The sequence below is a fragment of the Vibrio sp. SBT000027 genome, from assembly GCF_963894355.1.
GTDB lineage: Bacteria > Pseudomonadota > Gammaproteobacteria > Enterobacterales > Vibrionaceae > Vibrio > Vibrio splendidus.
In genome coordinates this window covers 2,535,438-2,550,776 of the sequence record NZ_CAWQGD010000004.1, presented here as the reverse complement: position 1 = coordinate 2,550,776, position 15,339 = coordinate 2,535,438, and the positions used below count along the sequence as shown (strand labels likewise).

12 protein-coding genes are annotated in these 15,339 nt (G+C 45.5%); 9 read left to right on the top strand and 3 right to left on the bottom strand.

From position 1 onward, the window contains the following. The first annotated feature begins 119 nt into the window (after positions 1 to 119). The gene (gene dnaJ, locus AACU28_RS21315; protein ID WP_004735166.1) at positions 120 to 1,265 is read left to right on the top strand and encodes a molecular chaperone DnaJ; all 1,146 of its coding nucleotides are present in this window, start codon (positions 120 to 122) and stop codon (positions 1,263 to 1,265) included. 137 nt (positions 1,266 to 1,402) lie between these two features. Here the strand turns inward: dnaJ and AACU28_RS21310 are convergent, their stop codons facing one another. Continuing rightward, positions 1,403 to 1,834, bottom strand: coding sequence for a type IV pilin protein (locus tag AACU28_RS21310; RefSeq protein ID WP_108086541.1), 432 nt, complete (start codon positions 1,832 to 1,834; stop codon positions 1,403 to 1,405). Positions 1,835 to 1,936: 102 nt separating this feature from the next. Here AACU28_RS21310 and AACU28_RS21305 point away from each other — a divergent pair, with 102 nt between their 5' ends. The 7 genes from AACU28_RS21305 to tadA all read left to right on the top strand — a co-directional run bounded on the left by AACU28_RS21305 (position 1,937) and on the right by tadA (position 8,876). Then, the gene (locus AACU28_RS21305) at positions 1,937 to 2,443 is read left to right on the top strand and encodes a GspH/FimT family pseudopilin (RefSeq protein ID WP_017091999.1); all 507 of its coding nucleotides are present in this window, start codon (positions 1,937 to 1,939) and stop codon (positions 2,441 to 2,443) included. Next, positions 2,424 to 3,056 (top strand): PilW family protein, encoded by a 633-nt coding sequence (locus AACU28_RS21300; RefSeq protein ID WP_121603561.1) that lies wholly within the window; start codon positions 2,424 to 2,426, stop codon positions 3,054 to 3,056. Before AACU28_RS21305 ends, AACU28_RS21300 begins: the two co-directional genes overlap by 20 nt. Further along, positions 3,053 to 4,312: a hypothetical protein gene (locus AACU28_RS21295; protein ID WP_259462841.1), complete on the top strand. Its 1,260-nt coding sequence runs from the start codon at positions 3,053 to 3,055 to the stop codon at positions 4,310 to 4,312. The genes AACU28_RS21300 and AACU28_RS21295 overlap by 4 nt, the downstream gene beginning before the upstream one ends. Then, positions 4,302 to 4,751 carry a prepilin-type N-terminal cleavage/methylation domain-containing protein gene (locus tag AACU28_RS21290; RefSeq protein ID WP_121603560.1) on the top strand — a complete coding sequence of 150 codons (450 nt, stop codon included), beginning with the start codon at positions 4,302 to 4,304 and terminating at the stop codon, positions 4,749 to 4,751. Before AACU28_RS21295 ends, AACU28_RS21290 begins: the two co-directional genes overlap by 11 nt. Before the next feature lie 297 nt (positions 4,752 to 5,048). Beyond that, a complete protein-coding gene (locus AACU28_RS21285; RefSeq protein ID WP_065607463.1) occupies positions 5,049 to 6,611 on the top strand; it encodes an AbgT family transporter in 1,563 nt (520 codons plus the stop codon). Positions 6,612 to 6,848: 237 nt separating this feature from the next. After that, on the top strand, positions 6,849 to 8,138 hold the full coding sequence (locus AACU28_RS21280; protein ID WP_121603559.1) for a hemolysin family protein: 1,290 nt from the start codon (positions 6,849 to 6,851) through the stop codon (positions 8,136 to 8,138). A gap of 81 nt (positions 8,139 to 8,219) precedes the next feature. Continuing rightward, on the top strand, positions 8,220 to 8,876 hold the full coding sequence (gene tadA, locus AACU28_RS21275; RefSeq protein ID WP_076644755.1) for a tRNA adenosine(34) deaminase TadA: 657 nt from the start codon (positions 8,220 to 8,222) through the stop codon (positions 8,874 to 8,876). A gap of 58 nt (positions 8,877 to 8,934) precedes the next feature. Here the strand turns inward: tadA and AACU28_RS21270 are convergent, their stop codons facing one another. Further along, positions 8,935 to 9,069 (bottom strand): hypothetical protein, encoded by a 135-nt coding sequence (locus AACU28_RS21270; protein WP_004735176.1) that lies wholly within the window; start codon positions 9,067 to 9,069, stop codon positions 8,935 to 8,937. A 318-nt stretch (positions 9,070 to 9,387) separates the two neighbouring features. Beyond that, entirely contained in the window at positions 9,388 to 10,956 is a 1,569-nt protein-coding gene (gene mltF, locus AACU28_RS21265; RefSeq protein ID WP_121603558.1) for a membrane-bound lytic murein transglycosylase MltF, read from the bottom strand. A gap of 329 nt (positions 10,957 to 11,285) precedes the next feature. On the opposite strand from mltF, the gene purL reads away from it, so the two are divergent. Further along, positions 11,286 to 15,200 (top strand): phosphoribosylformylglycinamidine synthase, encoded by a 3,915-nt coding sequence (gene purL / locus AACU28_RS21260; RefSeq protein ID WP_121603557.1) that lies wholly within the window; start codon positions 11,286 to 11,288, stop codon positions 15,198 to 15,200. Positions 15,201 to 15,339 lie beyond the last annotated feature (139 nt).

Below are 15,339 nucleotides of genomic sequence, written 5' to 3'. Positions count from 1 at the left end.
CTTGTCGATCTAGATAATAGCTTTATTCGGCGTTTCAGCCGGCAGAACTTTTATCTAGATTGATACATAGACTACTGAAGTGATCATTCGGTAGTAGCAATTATTTGGTGACCTAGAACATGTCAAAACGTGATTTTTACGAAGTATTAGGCGTAAGCCGCGATGCATCAGAGCGCGATATTAAAAAAGCGTACAAACGCTTAGCGATGAAATTCCACCCGGACCGTAATCAGGGTGATGACAGCGCAGCAGACAAATTTAAAGAAGTAAAAGTAGCGTACGAGATCCTAACCGATTCTCAAAAGAAAGCAGCTTACGACCAATACGGCCACGCAGCTTTTGAACAAGGTGGCATGGGTGGCGGCGGTTACGGCGGCGGTGGCCAAGGTGACTTCGGCGATATCTTCGGTGACGTATTTGGCGATATCTTCGGCGGCGGTCGTCGTGGTGGTGGTCAAGCGCGTGCACAACGTGGTTCTGATTTGCGTTACAACATGGAGCTTTCTCTAGAAGAAGCCGTTCGTGGTGTATCTAAAGAGATTGAAGTACCAACACTTGTTGAATGTGACATTTGTGATGGTAGCGGTGCTAAAGCGGGTTCTTCTGCACAAACGTGTGGTACTTGTCATGGCCACGGCCAGGTACAAATGCGCCAAGGTTTCTTTGCGGTTCAACAGACTTGTCCTACTTGTAACGGTAAAGGCAAGATCATCAAAGACCCATGTAACTCATGTCATGGTCAAGGTCGCAAACAGAAGACGAAAACGCTTAACGTTAAGATCCCAGCAGGTGTTGATACTGGTGATCGCATTCGTCTATCTGGCGAAGGCGAAGCAGGGGAGCACGGCGCTCCAGCTGGCGACTTGTACGTACAAGTACACGTAAAAGAGCACAATATCTTTGAGCGTGACGGCAACAACCTTTACTGTGAAGTGCCAGTAAGCTTCTCTATGGCTGCTTTAGGCGGTGAAGTTGAAGTTCCAACACTAGATGGTCGTGTAAATCTTAAAGTGCCAGAAGAAACACAAACGGGCCGTATGTTCCGTATGCGTGGCAAAGGCGTGAAAGGCGTTCGTGGCGGCGGTGTGGGTGACCTAATCGTTAAACTAGTGGTTGAAACACCGGTTAAGCTAAGCTCTCGCCAGAAAGAACTACTGCGTGAATTCGAAGAAACATGTTGTGGTGAAGCGGCAAGCAAGCACAAGCCAAAGTCTGAAGGTTTCTTCAGCGGTGTTAAAAACTTCTTCGATGACCTAACTAAGTAATTGATAGTGATTTGAAATTTTTAAAGCCTGCCAGTGTGCAGGCTTTTTTGTATCTGTAGATCAGAGAAAAGAAGATCAGAGAAGAAAGAGTCGAGATTTCTCAGATAAATTATCGAGCCCTTTGGTGGTTGTTCTTGTTACTTCCAACACGCTTCTGGCTCTGAAACACCCGAGTGGTGTAATTCCAATATATCGGTATTCGAGTCTAAACATTCATCATTCACTTGCTGTGAAAGTGGTTCTGCTTGAATGGCATAGGTTGTACTACTCGCCGAAATCGCTAACGTGTATCGGCTGGTGTCGGTATCGCAAAACAAACATGTCCCTCCGGAAATAATATTCTCCGCTGCGGATGCATAGTTCCCCGTGTACAGCGTCTCTATTTCCAATTGTATCTTTGTCATATCAGCTATCGCTGTGACTCGATGCGCTTTGATTACATGGTTTGTATAACTTGGATAGGCAATGGCGCCGAGTATCCCCACGATGGCGACAGCGATCAATAATTCGATCAATGTCATCCCTCTAATGCTTAAGTTGTTGTTGTTGCATATATTTCTTCGAATCATCGCGAGTAGTTTCCTTTAATATCTCTGCCTATTTTTCTCCGGTGGTAGCATCGGCGCAAGATTAAATACGGTTACGAGCGGTATTACATAGGAAATTGGGAAATGACTCGCGGGTTTACTTTATTAGAGCTTTTAATCACGGTGTCGGTGTTATCGATACTGATAGCGACGGCTGCCCCGAGTTTTAGTTCAGTAACGCAAGCTGTGAAGATGCAGAGATTGGCTAGCGAGTTGAATGGTTTCCTTATTCAGGCCAAGTCAGAGTCAGTAAAAAGGAATCAAGATCTTTGGGTTCATTTCTCGATGGAAAAGAATGAAGTGCAATCAACTGGAGATTGGACTGTTTGGTTAAAACCAACCGAAGACTTGTCAGGAGAAACCTTACTGCAGTTGTCGGGTGAACCTTTTCGTGACCTTTCTTTTTCTCATAATTACACCGGAGACAGAATTACTTTTGAGAGCGTTCGTGGGAGGCCTGCTCGTGGGACTCTCTATTTAGCTCCTAATACAGCTTCAACCGATCGGATGTTGATCAAATTATCCAGTCCACCGGGGCGAATTAAGGTGTGCGGTGAATCGAGTGCACAGTATGGCTATGATGCCTGTTAAATCGACAGCGGTAGCTCCTAGCAAGCAGCAAGGCACATCATTAATTGAGTTAATGGTGGCGTCTGTGATTGGTGTGTTCGCGATTTCGATTATCGGTAGTGTCTTTATAACAGGGCAGAGAATTGCTAAAGATAAAGGCATTGAGTTATTACTGCTGCAAAATCTAACCAGTACGATGCAGGTGATGAAGGAGGATATCCAACGGGCGGGCTACGATGGCTCTAATGGTTACTCAATCAAGTTGTCTGGAGCGAGTAACACCATCCAAGTGAGTGGCGGTGTTGCCGTTGGGTTTGTCTATTTCAGAGAGGGCTCGAACGGAAACAAAGATAATCGAAATATCGTTTATCGGAAAGATGGAACCAAGCTACAAATTTGTGAGAAGGGCACCACTGTATCTGAGGCGATTCCTATTTTTAATCAGGTTACTGGATGTTACTCACTTTTCGATGACAGCCTGATCGAGGTAGACGCATTCAGCGTTGATGCACAGTTATTAGAGCAGAACTCTATTAAAACCACGCTTACCGATATCAGCATTACGGCTTCAATTCCAACCGCAGGTGTTACCAAATCGGTTTCGTTTTCCGTTAAACAAAGGAACTGGCAATGATGGTGTTTAGAAAGCAACGCGGCGTGGTGACCTTGTTGATCACATCGGTGCTTTTAGTTGGTGCTTTAGTGGTGACGTTAGGCACGTATCGCAGTGTGTTTCATCAAATTAAAGTGGCTCAGAATGAGGTGGAAGGAAGGCAAAATCATTGGCGTTCAGAAGGTGGTTTAGAGTGTGCATATTCAATAATGAAAACTGACTCGTCTATTCACCCTATTGAGCAAAACTATGGTTCTTGCGACCTCTCTATGATTGGCTTTTCTCCATCTACTAGTGGGCACAGTCGGTATATAGTAAGTTCAAAGAGCGATAAACATCTCCTATCTAAAAGCATATATTCGGTGTCTCGCTCTGTGGGAGCTATTCAAGCACGATCAAATCTTAAGTTGATAGGGGCTAATGAGTTTGTCCCTGATGTCGAAGGTTCCGATAGGTGTGTGTCTGTAAGATATAGTGAGCAGTTAATAATTAATGGGGCTTTTAAAACACTAAACCCAACAGGTGTGATATGTAACAGTGCCTATAAAACAGATACTGGTAGCTCAGAGTATGAGTGCGATGATTCCAAATGTAAGAAGAACAGCCAGTGGGATTATGACTTGACTGTTAATGGGAGTGATAACTCGCACAAAGGTGATGGAAAACTGATTGAAAATGACTTTGTACACGATGGAACTTTAGATCCTTTCGAGAGTTTTTTTGGTAATACTCGGGATAATCTGCCGGCGATAAAAGTAGACTATGAAGTAATAGTTGGCAGTGTGAGTGGAGACTCCGGGAATACATGCCAAGACAAAATAAAGGACGCATTCGCGATTAATAATAAAGTCTGGGTTATTGGTGATTGTGACCTTGAAGACGGAGGAAGTCTGAGTGAATCAGAAATTGGCAATGATTCAAAAATCCTTGTTATTCAGGATGGGATAGTTGCCGTAAATGGGGCGAATAATTTTCCTGGAGTAATTTATCACTTATTTACTTCATTGATAGGTACGGGAACAGATCTGTCAGGTCGCTGGACCGCAAAGGTATCTACAACAGCAAACCTTGCGGATGCTGAATTAACAGCCGCGCAAAAAGAAAAATTAACTTTCTTTTCCAGAGGTTCTTTTAAACCTAAAGGAGGCTACGTTTTTGATACTCCTGGGGGGATGACTGTGTTTGGCGTGGCACTAAGTTTGGACTTTGATTCAGGGAATATTCCGGGTGGGAATCCAGTAGTTAAATGGAAGCGAGGATCATGGAATGATTTCTAAACACTCAGGTTTTAGCCTGATAGAGGTTCTTATCTCTTTTCTATTGATCGGTGTAGCTTCTCTAGGGTTGGTTAAGCTGCAAGTTTATGCGGAGCAAAAGTCGGACTTTGCGCTTCACAGTGTAGAGGCACTTCACTTTGCTGAAAGGCAAATGGAATATTATCGAACGCGAGTCTCAGATGTGAGTGGGGCAATAGGGCTTATTCCTTTTTCGCAACTCAATCAAGCGAACTATTGTCTCAACACAGCAAGCTCAGATCCTTTATCCGGTTTGTCGGACTCTGGGTATGCGATGACTTGTGAAGTGGAGAATGCTGCTGGCGCTTTGTCGGGAGCGTTAAAAAGCATTACTGTTTCCGTTGCATGGCAAGATCGTATGAACCATTCGCAAAGCATTTACCTCGAGACTCTGCTCTCCAAATACAGTGAGTTTGATTGATCTATTAAGCAAACGTTTACTGCATGCCAAGGCCTACGCATCCCCTTTACTGATAGTTTTCACTCCTCGGACATTGTTTACGTGCCAGTTAAAACTCTGTATATGGAATGGTGTTTTTTGTGTTTTTATATTGTTGCTGTTGTACAGTATTTTTGCAAAATATGTCTCCATTTATGGAAAATGATGTGGAACCTTGTGCTTTTTAACAGCGACTTTAATAGAATATGTGCTGTACCAATAGGCCATGGTCAAAACTTTTATTAGGCCTAAACAAACAACATCACATATGGAGTTACAATGAGTAACCAAGCTGTAAAAAAAGCACCATCGACTGAGAAGATCAGTGGGATGGACCGCTTTCTAAACTTCATTGAACGCGCCGGCAACAAAATTCCAGACCCTGCAATTCTGTTCTTCTGGGCTCTAGTTATCGTATGGGTAGCATCTGCACTTTTATCGAATCTTTCATTCGACCTAATCAACCCTCAAACGGGTGCTGCTCTAGAAGTAAACAACCTATTAACTGGTGAAGCGCTTGCTAGCTTCCTAGCGAATATGGTTACCACGTTCACAGGCTTCGCACCGTTAGGCATCGTACTTGTTGCTATGTTAGGTGTTGGCGTTGCTGACTCTTCAGGCTTCATTACGACTGGCCTTAAGAAGATGTTGAACTTCACGCCAGCTAAGCTATTAACGCCAATGCTAATCCTTGTTGCTATCGTGTCTCACACAGCAGCAGATGCAGGTTACGTTCTAGTAATCCCTCTTGGCGGTATCATCTTCCACGCAGCGGGTCGTCACCCTCTAGCGGGTATTGCAGCAGCGTTTGCTGGTGTATCAGGTGGTTTCTCAGCGAACTTCATTCCTTCAGGTATTGACCCGCTACTAGCAGGCTTCACTCAAACAGCGGCAAACGTTCTTGACCCTGCATACGTGGTTAACCCTCTAGCGAACATTTTCTTTACTGGTTTGTCTTCAGTTCTCATTGTTGGTATCGGTTGGTACGTGACAGAGAAGATCATTGAACCTCGTCTTGCAAAAACTCCAGTAGATGAAGATGCTGAACAAGCACCTGATCTAGGTACGTTCACAGCGATTGAATCTAAAGCATTCAAATTCGCTGGTTGGGCTATGGTTGCAGGTATTGGTCTGCTTATCGCTGCTTTGGTTCCTGAAAACTCAGCACTTCGTTCGCCTGAAGGTGAACTAACGGCGTTCTCAGCACCAGTAATGAAGTCTATCGTTCCTCTGATCTTCATTCTGTTTATTATTCCGGGTATCGTCTACGGCCGTGTAGCGGGTACATTCAAGAATAGTAACGATGTTATCAAAGCGATGTCTGAGACAATGGCAACGATGGGCGCATACATTGTAATGTCGTTCTTCTGTGCTCAGTTCCTATCTGCATTCGCTCAATCAAACATCGGTACTATGCTGGCGCTTTACGGTGCTGAAGGCCTGAAAGCGATGGATCTTCCTGGTGAAGCAACGGTTGTTGGTATGATTCTACTAACGGCTGCAGTTAACCTTCTTGTAGGTTCTGCTTCAGCTAAGTGGGCACTGATTGGTCCTATCCTAGTTCCTATGCTGATGGTTGTGGGTATCTCTCCAGAGCTATCTCAAGCGGCTTACCGTGTAGGTGACTCAGTGTCTAACATCATTTCTCCACTGATGGTGTTCTTCCCACTGGTTGTTGTTTACTGTCAACGCTACGTTAAGTCGACAGGTATCGGTACTCTAGCTTCTCTAATGATGCCGTTCTCGATTGCGATGCTAATCGGTTGGTCTATCTTCTTGCTAGCTTACTGGGCTCTTGGTATCCCACTAGGTATCCAGGCACCTTACACTTACACAATGTAAGCTAAGTAAGAAAAGCAAAACGAACTAACATAAAAATCATCGAAGCCCGCACCGAAATGTGCGGGCTTTTTTTCGCCATCTTTTTCCGTTTTTTTTATCCAAGATTTTTATTGCCAAGACTTTTTATATCCCAAACTTTCTATATCCAAAACTTTTTATATTCAAAATAAAGGCACTCAGCTTATACTCCGGATCACGGCTAATTGTTGGCCGGTAAAATTAGGAAATCCAAACCACATGAAGATTCTGCTTTTAGTAGGGTTAATTGTTTTAAATGGTCTGTTTGCCATGTCAGAGATTGCACTGGTAGCAGCAAAGAATAGTCGGCTGAAACGCTTAGCCGAAAAACATCGCTCCGCTCAGATTGCTCTTGAGCTCAAAGAAAACCCAACCCGCTTCCTTTCAACCATTCAAATCGGTATTACGGTAATCGGCCTACTCAGCGGTATTGTGGGCGAGGCGACGCTCTCTGCGCCACTGGCCGTTCAACTTGAGCTGTGGGGATTCGACCCAACACAAGCGAATATCTTGTCTACTACGGTAGTCGTTGTCGGTATTACTTACTTCGCGATTGTTGTGGGTGAGTTGGTACCAAAGCGTTTTGCTCAGTCTCAAGCTGAAAACATCGCCGTGTTAGTCGCGCTGCCAATCTTCTGGTTATCTAAAATCGCGACGCCGTTTGTGTTTGCGTTGTCTGCGTCAACCGAAGGCATCTTAAAGCTGATGGGGCGTGGTGGTGAAGAAGACAGTGTGACTGAAGACGATATTCATGCACTCGTGAAAGAGGGCTCTGAATCAGGTGTGATAGAGCGTGGCGAGCAAGAGATGATTCGCAATATCTTACAGCTTGATGACCGCCTTGTGAGCTCGTTGATGACGCCACGCCGAGACGTCGACTTTCTAGATATTGAGCAACCTGTAGAGCTGATATTTAAGAAACTGCGCTCTTCAAAGCACAGTGTATTTCCATTATGCCAAGATCATCTCAATAAAGTGGTCGGTACGGTGTCGTCCAAAGCCTTGCTGAATCAGGCAGGCAATTTAAGTATTCAAGTTATCATGGGGCTGTCTAAGTCACCGATCTATGTTCCAGAATCGATGAAGGCACTGCGGTTACTTGGCTACTTTAAAGAGTCGGGTACCGAGATGGCATTCATTGTTGACGAGTATGGCGATGTGCAAGGCCTTGTGACTCATTACGATATTCTCGAAGCGATTGCAGGTGAGCTATCCAATAACCCCAATGACCTATGGACAGAGCCAGTGGAAGACGGATTGCTGGTGGATGGATTAATCCCTATCAGTGAGCTCAAGAACCGCTTAGAGCTGTCAGAGTTAGAAGGGGAAAGCGAAGGCTTCCAAACATTGAATGGCCTTGTGACTTGGTTAATCGGGCGTTTACCCGATACGGGAGAAGTCGTTCAGTGTCAGCAATGGCAGTTTGAAATTATCTCGGTCGAGAACAACCGTATTGTGAGTGTGAAAGCGACAAAAATAGTCAATGAGCTAGGCGATGCTATTAGTTAGATAAGTCGCTAGATATTTAACGAACAAGCCCGCGCTTGTTGTTCGTTATCTCTTTATTGTTCATAATCACTAAGATTAGGTATGCTTCTACGCATACCTTTTTTTGTTCTTATCCTTTGTTTTCTGGAGTTCCCTTTGTCAGACCATCAATTCACCCCTCAAGATGAAATCTTCATGCGACGCGCCATCGAGGTTGCTAAGCAAGCAGAGAAAGAGGGAGAGGTTCCCGTTGGTGCCGTGTTGGTAAAAGAGGGTGAGATTATTTCTGAAGGTTGGAACCGTTCTATTGGAAGCCACGATGCCACGGCACACGCAGAAATCGAAACCTTGCGTAAAGCTGGGCAAGCTTTAGAAAACTATCGCTTACTCGATACCACCTTATACGTCACGCTTGAGCCTTGCCCAATGTGTGCAGGAGCTTTGTTACACAGCCGAGTAAAGCGCATTGTGTTTGGGGCTCCTGACTTAAAAGCGGGTGCAGCAGGTACGGTATTGAACCTCTTTGAAAGCCAAGCCTCATACCACTATGCAGACGTGGAAAATGGTTTGTTAGAACAAGAGTGCCGTGAGCAACTGCAAGCGTTTTTCAAGCGTCGTAGAAAAGAGATAAAAGAAAAACGAAAGCAAGACCGTCTGTTGGAAGAGCAGTGTTTAGAATCTGACAAGGCAAGTAACAAGAATAAGGTCAGTAACAAGAACAAGGTCTGTAACAAAAACAAGGTCTGTAACAAAAAATAGCAGCAAGCTTTCGGCACTCTCGATAGCAAGAGTGCCGCAGAAAACTTACTCGGTATATTTACTCAGAAAGTATCTGCATGAAAGCACGGTTGCGCCAAATGATTTTCTTCTTATTATTTGAAAGCATACGCTTACGACGGTTTGCAGCAACGGTCTTATCAAGGCGCTTCGATTTCAGTTTACTCTTCATCATTTCAACGATTTCCTATTTGTCGTCTGGCTTTGTAATTATGACTTCAGTTTTAATTATAGTGGTTATTTGTTTATGAGCTCTGTCGCGAACTTAGCGTTAGCTTTCTGAACCACTCTTGCAATGGTTAGTATCTGAATCCAACCGAGCATGATGTCGCTTATGGTGTGACGTTATAAAGTTCGATTGTTACTGCAATATGACACCTCAAATTTAACGGTCACTTTGCTGGTTTAGTTTCTCAATGCGAAACAGCCAATACGAGCCAAAGGCCCATGTATAAAAAAAAGAGCAACGCTATATAGCATTGCTCTTTTTTATTTATTTGGAAGACTCAGCTTCATCGACAGCGGATTCAGCCGCACTGATTGTCGATTCAGCGCCCGAGATCTCTAAAGGTGGGATAACCACCAACCCTTCAAGGCTCGCTTCTTCCTCTTTATTACGCTTATTCACATGGCCGATAATGCTTTGGTAATAACGGCGAATGTTCTCAACGTAATTCCTTGCTTCATCACCACGCGCATAACCGTAACGAGTTTTGCTGTAGTACTTCTTCTGTCTTAGCAGAGGCAGCCTGTCTTTCACATCACCCCAAGCGTCAGGATCACCGCCTTGTGCTTTGGTTAAGCGACGAGCATCCATCATGTGCCCGTAACCTACGTTATATGAGGCAAGCGCAAACCAGATCTTTTCGTGTTGAGTGATTGAGTCGGGCACTCGGTTAACGATACGACGCAGGTATTCAACCCCGCCTTGTACCGACTGTTTAGGGTCAAGACGATTGGTCACACCAACGCTCTTCGCAGTTGGTAGCGTTAACATCATCATGCCTCGAACACCGGTTGGAGAGCGTGCGACAGGATTCCAGTGGGACTCTTGGTATGCCAAAGCAGCAATCAAGCGCCAATCAAATTCTTGCGAATATTTCTGAAACAGTGGAGACCATTTTGGCAGCTTGCTATCCAAGGCGCGGATAAAGGCACGAGTATCGACATAATCGAAGGTGCCGATATGGCCAATATATTTCTCTTCCAATGAAGCGAGCTCACCAGACTGCTTTAGGTTACCGAAAAACTCAATCAGCAGCGCATAAAGGCTTTCATCTTCAGACTTCTGTAAATACCAAGAGATCGGTTGGTCTTCTGTAAGTTCAAAAGCCAAGGCTACGTCTGGGTATAAACGTTGTGCGAGTGACAGCTCAATCGAATCCGCCACAGTAAACAAGCGTTCCCCTGTAGAGACTTCTTTTAGCAAGTCGTTGATATCAGCATTACCGATCGCATCGTAGATAAAGTCATCGTGTGTGTTTTGCAGCTGTTTTAGTGTTGGCTCAAAGTGTGAGTCTTTCACTACAACCAAAGATGGCGTCAATGTGTCAGTAGTCGCTATCTCTTCTGATTCAGTTCGTGCTTTTACGAAATCAGCCTGACGCTCATTCTCGAACTTGATCAGTTGCTCAAGGTTTCTTGGGCGCCACTGGCCTTTTTTGTACACGACTTGCTGGCTTACATAGTAATAAGCGGGCGCAGCGCGATAGGCACGTGTCAGGTTGCTATTTTGTGTCAACCCCGTTGCGATAAGATCGATCTCGCCTTTCTTTAACGCAGGAAATAGGCCGGATAGACGGTAAGCAGGTTTAACCTCAAGCTTGACACCGAGCTCTTCTGCAAACTCGCGAGCTAACTCGTAGTCCAAGCCAGCAGGGCCATCTGGGCCGATGTAATAAGAGAGTTGGTTATTCAGGGTGCCGACACGAAGAACGCCACGCTCTCGTATCTGCTCAAGGACACTTTTAGGTTCAGATTCAATCTGGCATCCAGCCAACCCAAATAGGGCAATAGCGAGCAGAAGGAACTTAGACGAAAAGATGAGCGTAAATTTAGGCATCAAAATGAAATCTCGAAAAGTGGAAGCCCCTTTATACCAAACCCCGCAAGGCTGGCAAAGCAGGTTTATTTAAACAGTTGTAAAAGTGCTGATAAATGCAGCAAAAGTACCATTTACACAGAAAGATAAAAAAAATAACGCAAACGGTTGCTTTTGGTGTTACGTCACAAAAAGAAATGCTTTATAATGCGCTCGCATTGAAGAGGTGGAATCGGCATAGGTTTGGCAACCTTCGGGAATAGCTTCGAAGAAAACAGTTAGGTTGTTCCTATAACCCACTGAATTTATTCCAATACTACCTTAATCAACTGCATAAGAGACGTAAGCACATGAGAATTTTGCGTGGCTCCCCAGCTCTATCTGAGTTTCGTGTTAACAAGCTTTTAGAGCTTTGTCGTGAATTAAGCTTACCTGTAACAGGTATTTACGCTGAGTTTGCCCACTTTGCTGATCTAACGGCAGACCTAGATGAGTCTGAAGTTGAGAAGCTAGAAAAGCTACTGACTTACGGTCCAACGATTGAAGAGCATGAACCTGAAGGTTTACTGCTGCTTGCAACGCCACGCCCGGGCACTATCTCGCCTTGGTCTTCAAAATCAACAGATATCGCACACAACTGCGGACTGGCTAAAGTGTCACGTCTAGAGCGCGGTACTGCTTTCTACATTGAAACCTCTTCTGAACTTTCTGAGCTTCAACTTGTTGAGCTGAAAGCCATTCTGCACGACCGTATGATGGAAGTGGTTTTCACTGACTTCGAATCAGCGGCCGCACTGTTCACTGTTGCTGAGCCTGCTCCTTATGCGGAAGTTGACCTACTAACTGGTGGACGTAAAGCGCTTGAAAAAGCAAACGTTACCCTAGGTCTAGCACTTGCAGAAGACGAAATTGATTACCTTCTTGAAAGCTTCACTGAGAAGCTAGGTCGTAACCCGACTGACATCGAGCTAATGATGTTTGCACAAGCGAACTCAGAGCACTGTCGTCACAAGATCTTTAACGCTGATTGGACTATCGATGGCGTTAAGCAAGAAAAATCATTGTTCAAGATGATTAAGAACACCTTTGAAACGACACCAGAACACGTTCTGTCTGCTTATAAAGATAACGCAGCGGTAATGACAGGTTCTGAAGTCGGTCGTTTCTTCCCAGATCCAGAAACTCGCCAATACAACTACCACCAAGAAAAAACACACATCTTGATGAAAGTTGAAACGCACAACCACCCAACGGCAATCTCTCCATGGCCGGGCGCATCGACAGGTTCAGGTGGTGAAATCCGCGATGAAGGCGCGACTGGTATTGGCGGTAAGCCAAAAGCGGGTCTGGTTGCTTTCTCTGTATCTAACCTGAAGATCCCGAACTTCGTTCAACCTTGGGAAACAGACTTTGGTAAGCCAAGCCGTATCGTTACTGCTTTGGATATCATGCTTGAAGGCCCTCTTGGTGGCGCAGCATTCAACAACGAATTTGGTCGTCCAAACCTATTAGGTTACTTCCGTACTTACGAAGAGAAAGTAAACTCTCACGCAGGTGAAGAAGTACGTGGTTACCACAAGCCAATCATGCTGGCTGGTGGTCTAGGTAACATTCGTGATGATCATGTTCAGAAGAAAGAGATCCCAGTAGGTGCAAGCCTGATCGTTCTTGGCGGTCCAGCAATGAACATCGGCCTTGGTGGCGGTGCTGCATCTTCAATGGATTCTGGTTCGTCTTCTGAAGATTTAGATTTTGCTTCTGTACAACGTGAAAACCCAGAGATGGAACGTCGTTGTCAGGAAGTTATCGACCGTTGTTGGCAGCTTGGTGATGCGAACCCAATCGCATTCATCCACGATGTAGGCGCGGGCGGTATCTCGAATGCACTTCCTGAGTTAGTAGACGATGGCGAGCGTGGCGGTATCTTTAACTTACGTGACGTGCCAAACGATGAGCCGGGCATGAGCCCACTTGAGATCTGGTGTAACGAATCTCAAGAGCGTTACGTAATGGCGGTTGCTGATAAAGACTTAGCGACATTTGAAGCGATTTGTAAGCGTGAACGCGCTCCATTCGCGATTGTTGGTAAAGCAACAGAAGAACGTGATCTTAAATTAGAAGATTCACACTTCGACAACACGCCAATCGACATGCCGATGGACATCCTATTAGGTAAAACGCCTAAGATGCACCGTGACGCGAAGACGCTAAAAGCAAACAACCCTGCGATTGACCGTTCTGGTATCGAACTAAACGAAGCAGTTGACCGTATTCTTCGCCTACCAACAGTGGCAGAGAAAACATTCCTTATTACTATCGGTGACCGCTCGGTAACAGGCCTTGTGGCTCGTGACCAAATGGTTGGCCCATGGCAGGTTCCTGTTGCTAACTGTGCAGTAACAGCAGCAAGTTACGACTCTTACCACGGTGAGGCAATGTCTCTTGGTGAGCGTACGCCAGTGGCACTACTAGACTTCGGAGCGTCAGCTCGTCTAGCGGTTGGTGAAGCAATTACTAACATCGCAGCGACTAACATCGGCGATATCAAACACATTAAACTGTCGGCTAACTGGATGTCTCCAGCAGGTCACCCTGGTGAAGACGCTGGTCTTTACGAAGCGGTTAAAGCGGTTGGTGAAGAACTATGTCCGGCACTTGGTCTTACTATCCCAGTAGGTAAAGACTCAATGTCGATGAAGACTAAGTGGGAAGAGAATGGCGAGCAGAAAGAAGTAACGTCTCCACTATCTCTTGTTATCACTGCGTTCGCACGTGTTGAAGATGTTCGTAAGACAATCACTCCTCAATTGCGCACTGACAAAGGTAATACAAGCCTAGTTCTTATCGACCTAGGTAACGGCAAAAACCGTATGGGTGCTACAGCGCTAGCGCAAGTTTACAAGCAGCTTGGTGACAAGCCAGCAGACGTAGACAATGCAGCACAACTAAAAGGTTTCTACGAAGGCGTTCAAGCGCTAGTAGCAAACGACCAAGTTGTCGCTTACCACGATAAAGGCGATGGCGGTCTATTCGTAACGCTAGCTGAAATGGCGTTCGCAGGTCACTGTGGTGTTAACGCTGATATTGCAGCGCTTTTATCTGCATCAGAGAACAGCGAAGATACGCTAGCAGCACTCTTCAACGAAGAGCTAGGTGCAGTTATCCAAGTTCGTAACGACGACCTAGACGCAGTTCTTTCTACTCTTGCAGCAAATGGCCTAGAAGCGTGTTCACACGTAATTGGTTCTGTTGAAGCATCAGATGAAGTCGTGATTAAGTCAGGCGCAGACGTTGTAATCCAGCGTAACCGTACTGAACTACGTACTATCTGGGCTGAGACGACGCACAAGATGCAAGGTCTACGTGATAACCCAATCTGTGCAGATCAAGAACATGAAGCGAAGAAAGACAACTCAGACCCTGGTCTGAACGTGAAACTAAGCTTCGACGTAAATGAAGACATTGCTGCTCCTTACATCAACACGGGCGCTAAGCCTAAGATGGCGATTCTACGTGAGCAGGGTGTTAACTCTCACGTTGAAATGGCAGCGGCATTTGACCGCGCAGGCTTCGAAGCGACTGATATTCACATGAGCGACATCCTAACGGGTCAAGCGGTACTAGAAGAGTACAACGGCCTTGTGGCATGTGGTGGCTTCTCTTACGGTGATGTACTGGGCGCTGGTGAAGGTTGGGCTAAGTCGGTTCTATTTAACGACTCTACGCGTGACCAATTTGAAAACTTCTTCAAGCGTGAAGATACTTTCTCTCTAGGTGTGTGTAACGGTTGTCAGATGCTGTCTAACTTACGTGAACTCATCCCTGGAGCTGAATACTGGCCGCGTTTCGTTCGCAACGAATCTGAGCGCTTTGAAGCACGTTTCAGCTTAGTTGAAGTTCAGAAGTCTGACTCAGTATTCTTCAACGGCATGGAAGGTTCTCGTATGCCAATCGCTGTTTCTCACGGTGAAGGCCGCGTAGAAGTACGTGATAACGACCACCTAAACGCGATTGAAAACTCAGGTACGGTTGCTCTACGTTACGTTGATAACAACGGTAACCAAACGCAGCAATACCCGAATAACCCGAACGGTTCGCCAAACGCTATCACAGGTCTAACAACGACCGATGGCCGCGTGACTATCATGATGCCGCACCCAGAGCGTGTATTCCGCACGGTTGCAAACTCTTGGTCTCCAGAAGGTTGGGGCGAGAACGGCGCTTGGATGCGTATGTTCCAAAACGCACGTAAGAATGTGGGTTAATCACTTTCTTACAGGTCGCGTTAATCTAGGCTAGGTTAAGCAAAAACGAAAAGCGCAGATCGAAAGGTCTGCGCTTTTTTATTGGCAACTCTTCAGGAACCAGAGCGAAACAAATTAGGTTTGCAGTTTGCTGTTCTAA

Coding starts and splice junctions, on each gene's coding strand:
- dnaJ (WP_004735166.1), top strand. CDS start 120: ATGTCAAAACGTGATTTTTACGAAGTATTAGGCGTAAGCCGCGATGCA.
- AACU28_RS21310 (WP_108086541.1), bottom strand. CDS start 1,834: ATGATTCGAAGAAATATATGCAACAACAACAACTTAAGCATTAGAGGG.
- AACU28_RS21305 (WP_017091999.1), top strand. CDS start 1,937: ATGACTCGCGGGTTTACTTTATTAGAGCTTTTAATCACGGTGTCGGTG.
- AACU28_RS21300 (WP_121603561.1), top strand. CDS start 2,424: ATGGCTATGATGCCTGTTAAATCGACAGCGGTAGCTCCTAGCAAGCAG.
- AACU28_RS21295 (WP_259462841.1), top strand. CDS start 3,053: ATGATGGTGTTTAGAAAGCAACGCGGCGTGGTGACCTTGTTGATCACA.
- AACU28_RS21290 (WP_121603560.1), top strand. CDS start 4,302: ATGATTTCTAAACACTCAGGTTTTAGCCTGATAGAGGTTCTTATCTCT.
- AACU28_RS21285 (WP_065607463.1), top strand. CDS start 5,049: ATGAGTAACCAAGCTGTAAAAAAAGCACCATCGACTGAGAAGATCAGT.
- AACU28_RS21280 (WP_121603559.1), top strand. CDS start 6,849: ATGAAGATTCTGCTTTTAGTAGGGTTAATTGTTTTAAATGGTCTGTTT.
- tadA (WP_076644755.1), top strand. CDS start 8,220: ATGCTTCTACGCATACCTTTTTTTGTTCTTATCCTTTGTTTTCTGGAG.
- AACU28_RS21270 (WP_004735176.1), bottom strand. CDS start 9,069: ATGATGAAGAGTAAACTGAAATCGAAGCGCCTTGATAAGACCGTTGCT.
- mltF (WP_121603558.1), bottom strand. CDS start 10,956: ATGCCTAAATTTACGCTCATCTTTTCGTCTAAGTTCCTTCTGCTCGCT.
- purL (WP_121603557.1), top strand. CDS start 11,286: ATGAGAATTTTGCGTGGCTCCCCAGCTCTATCTGAGTTTCGTGTTAAC.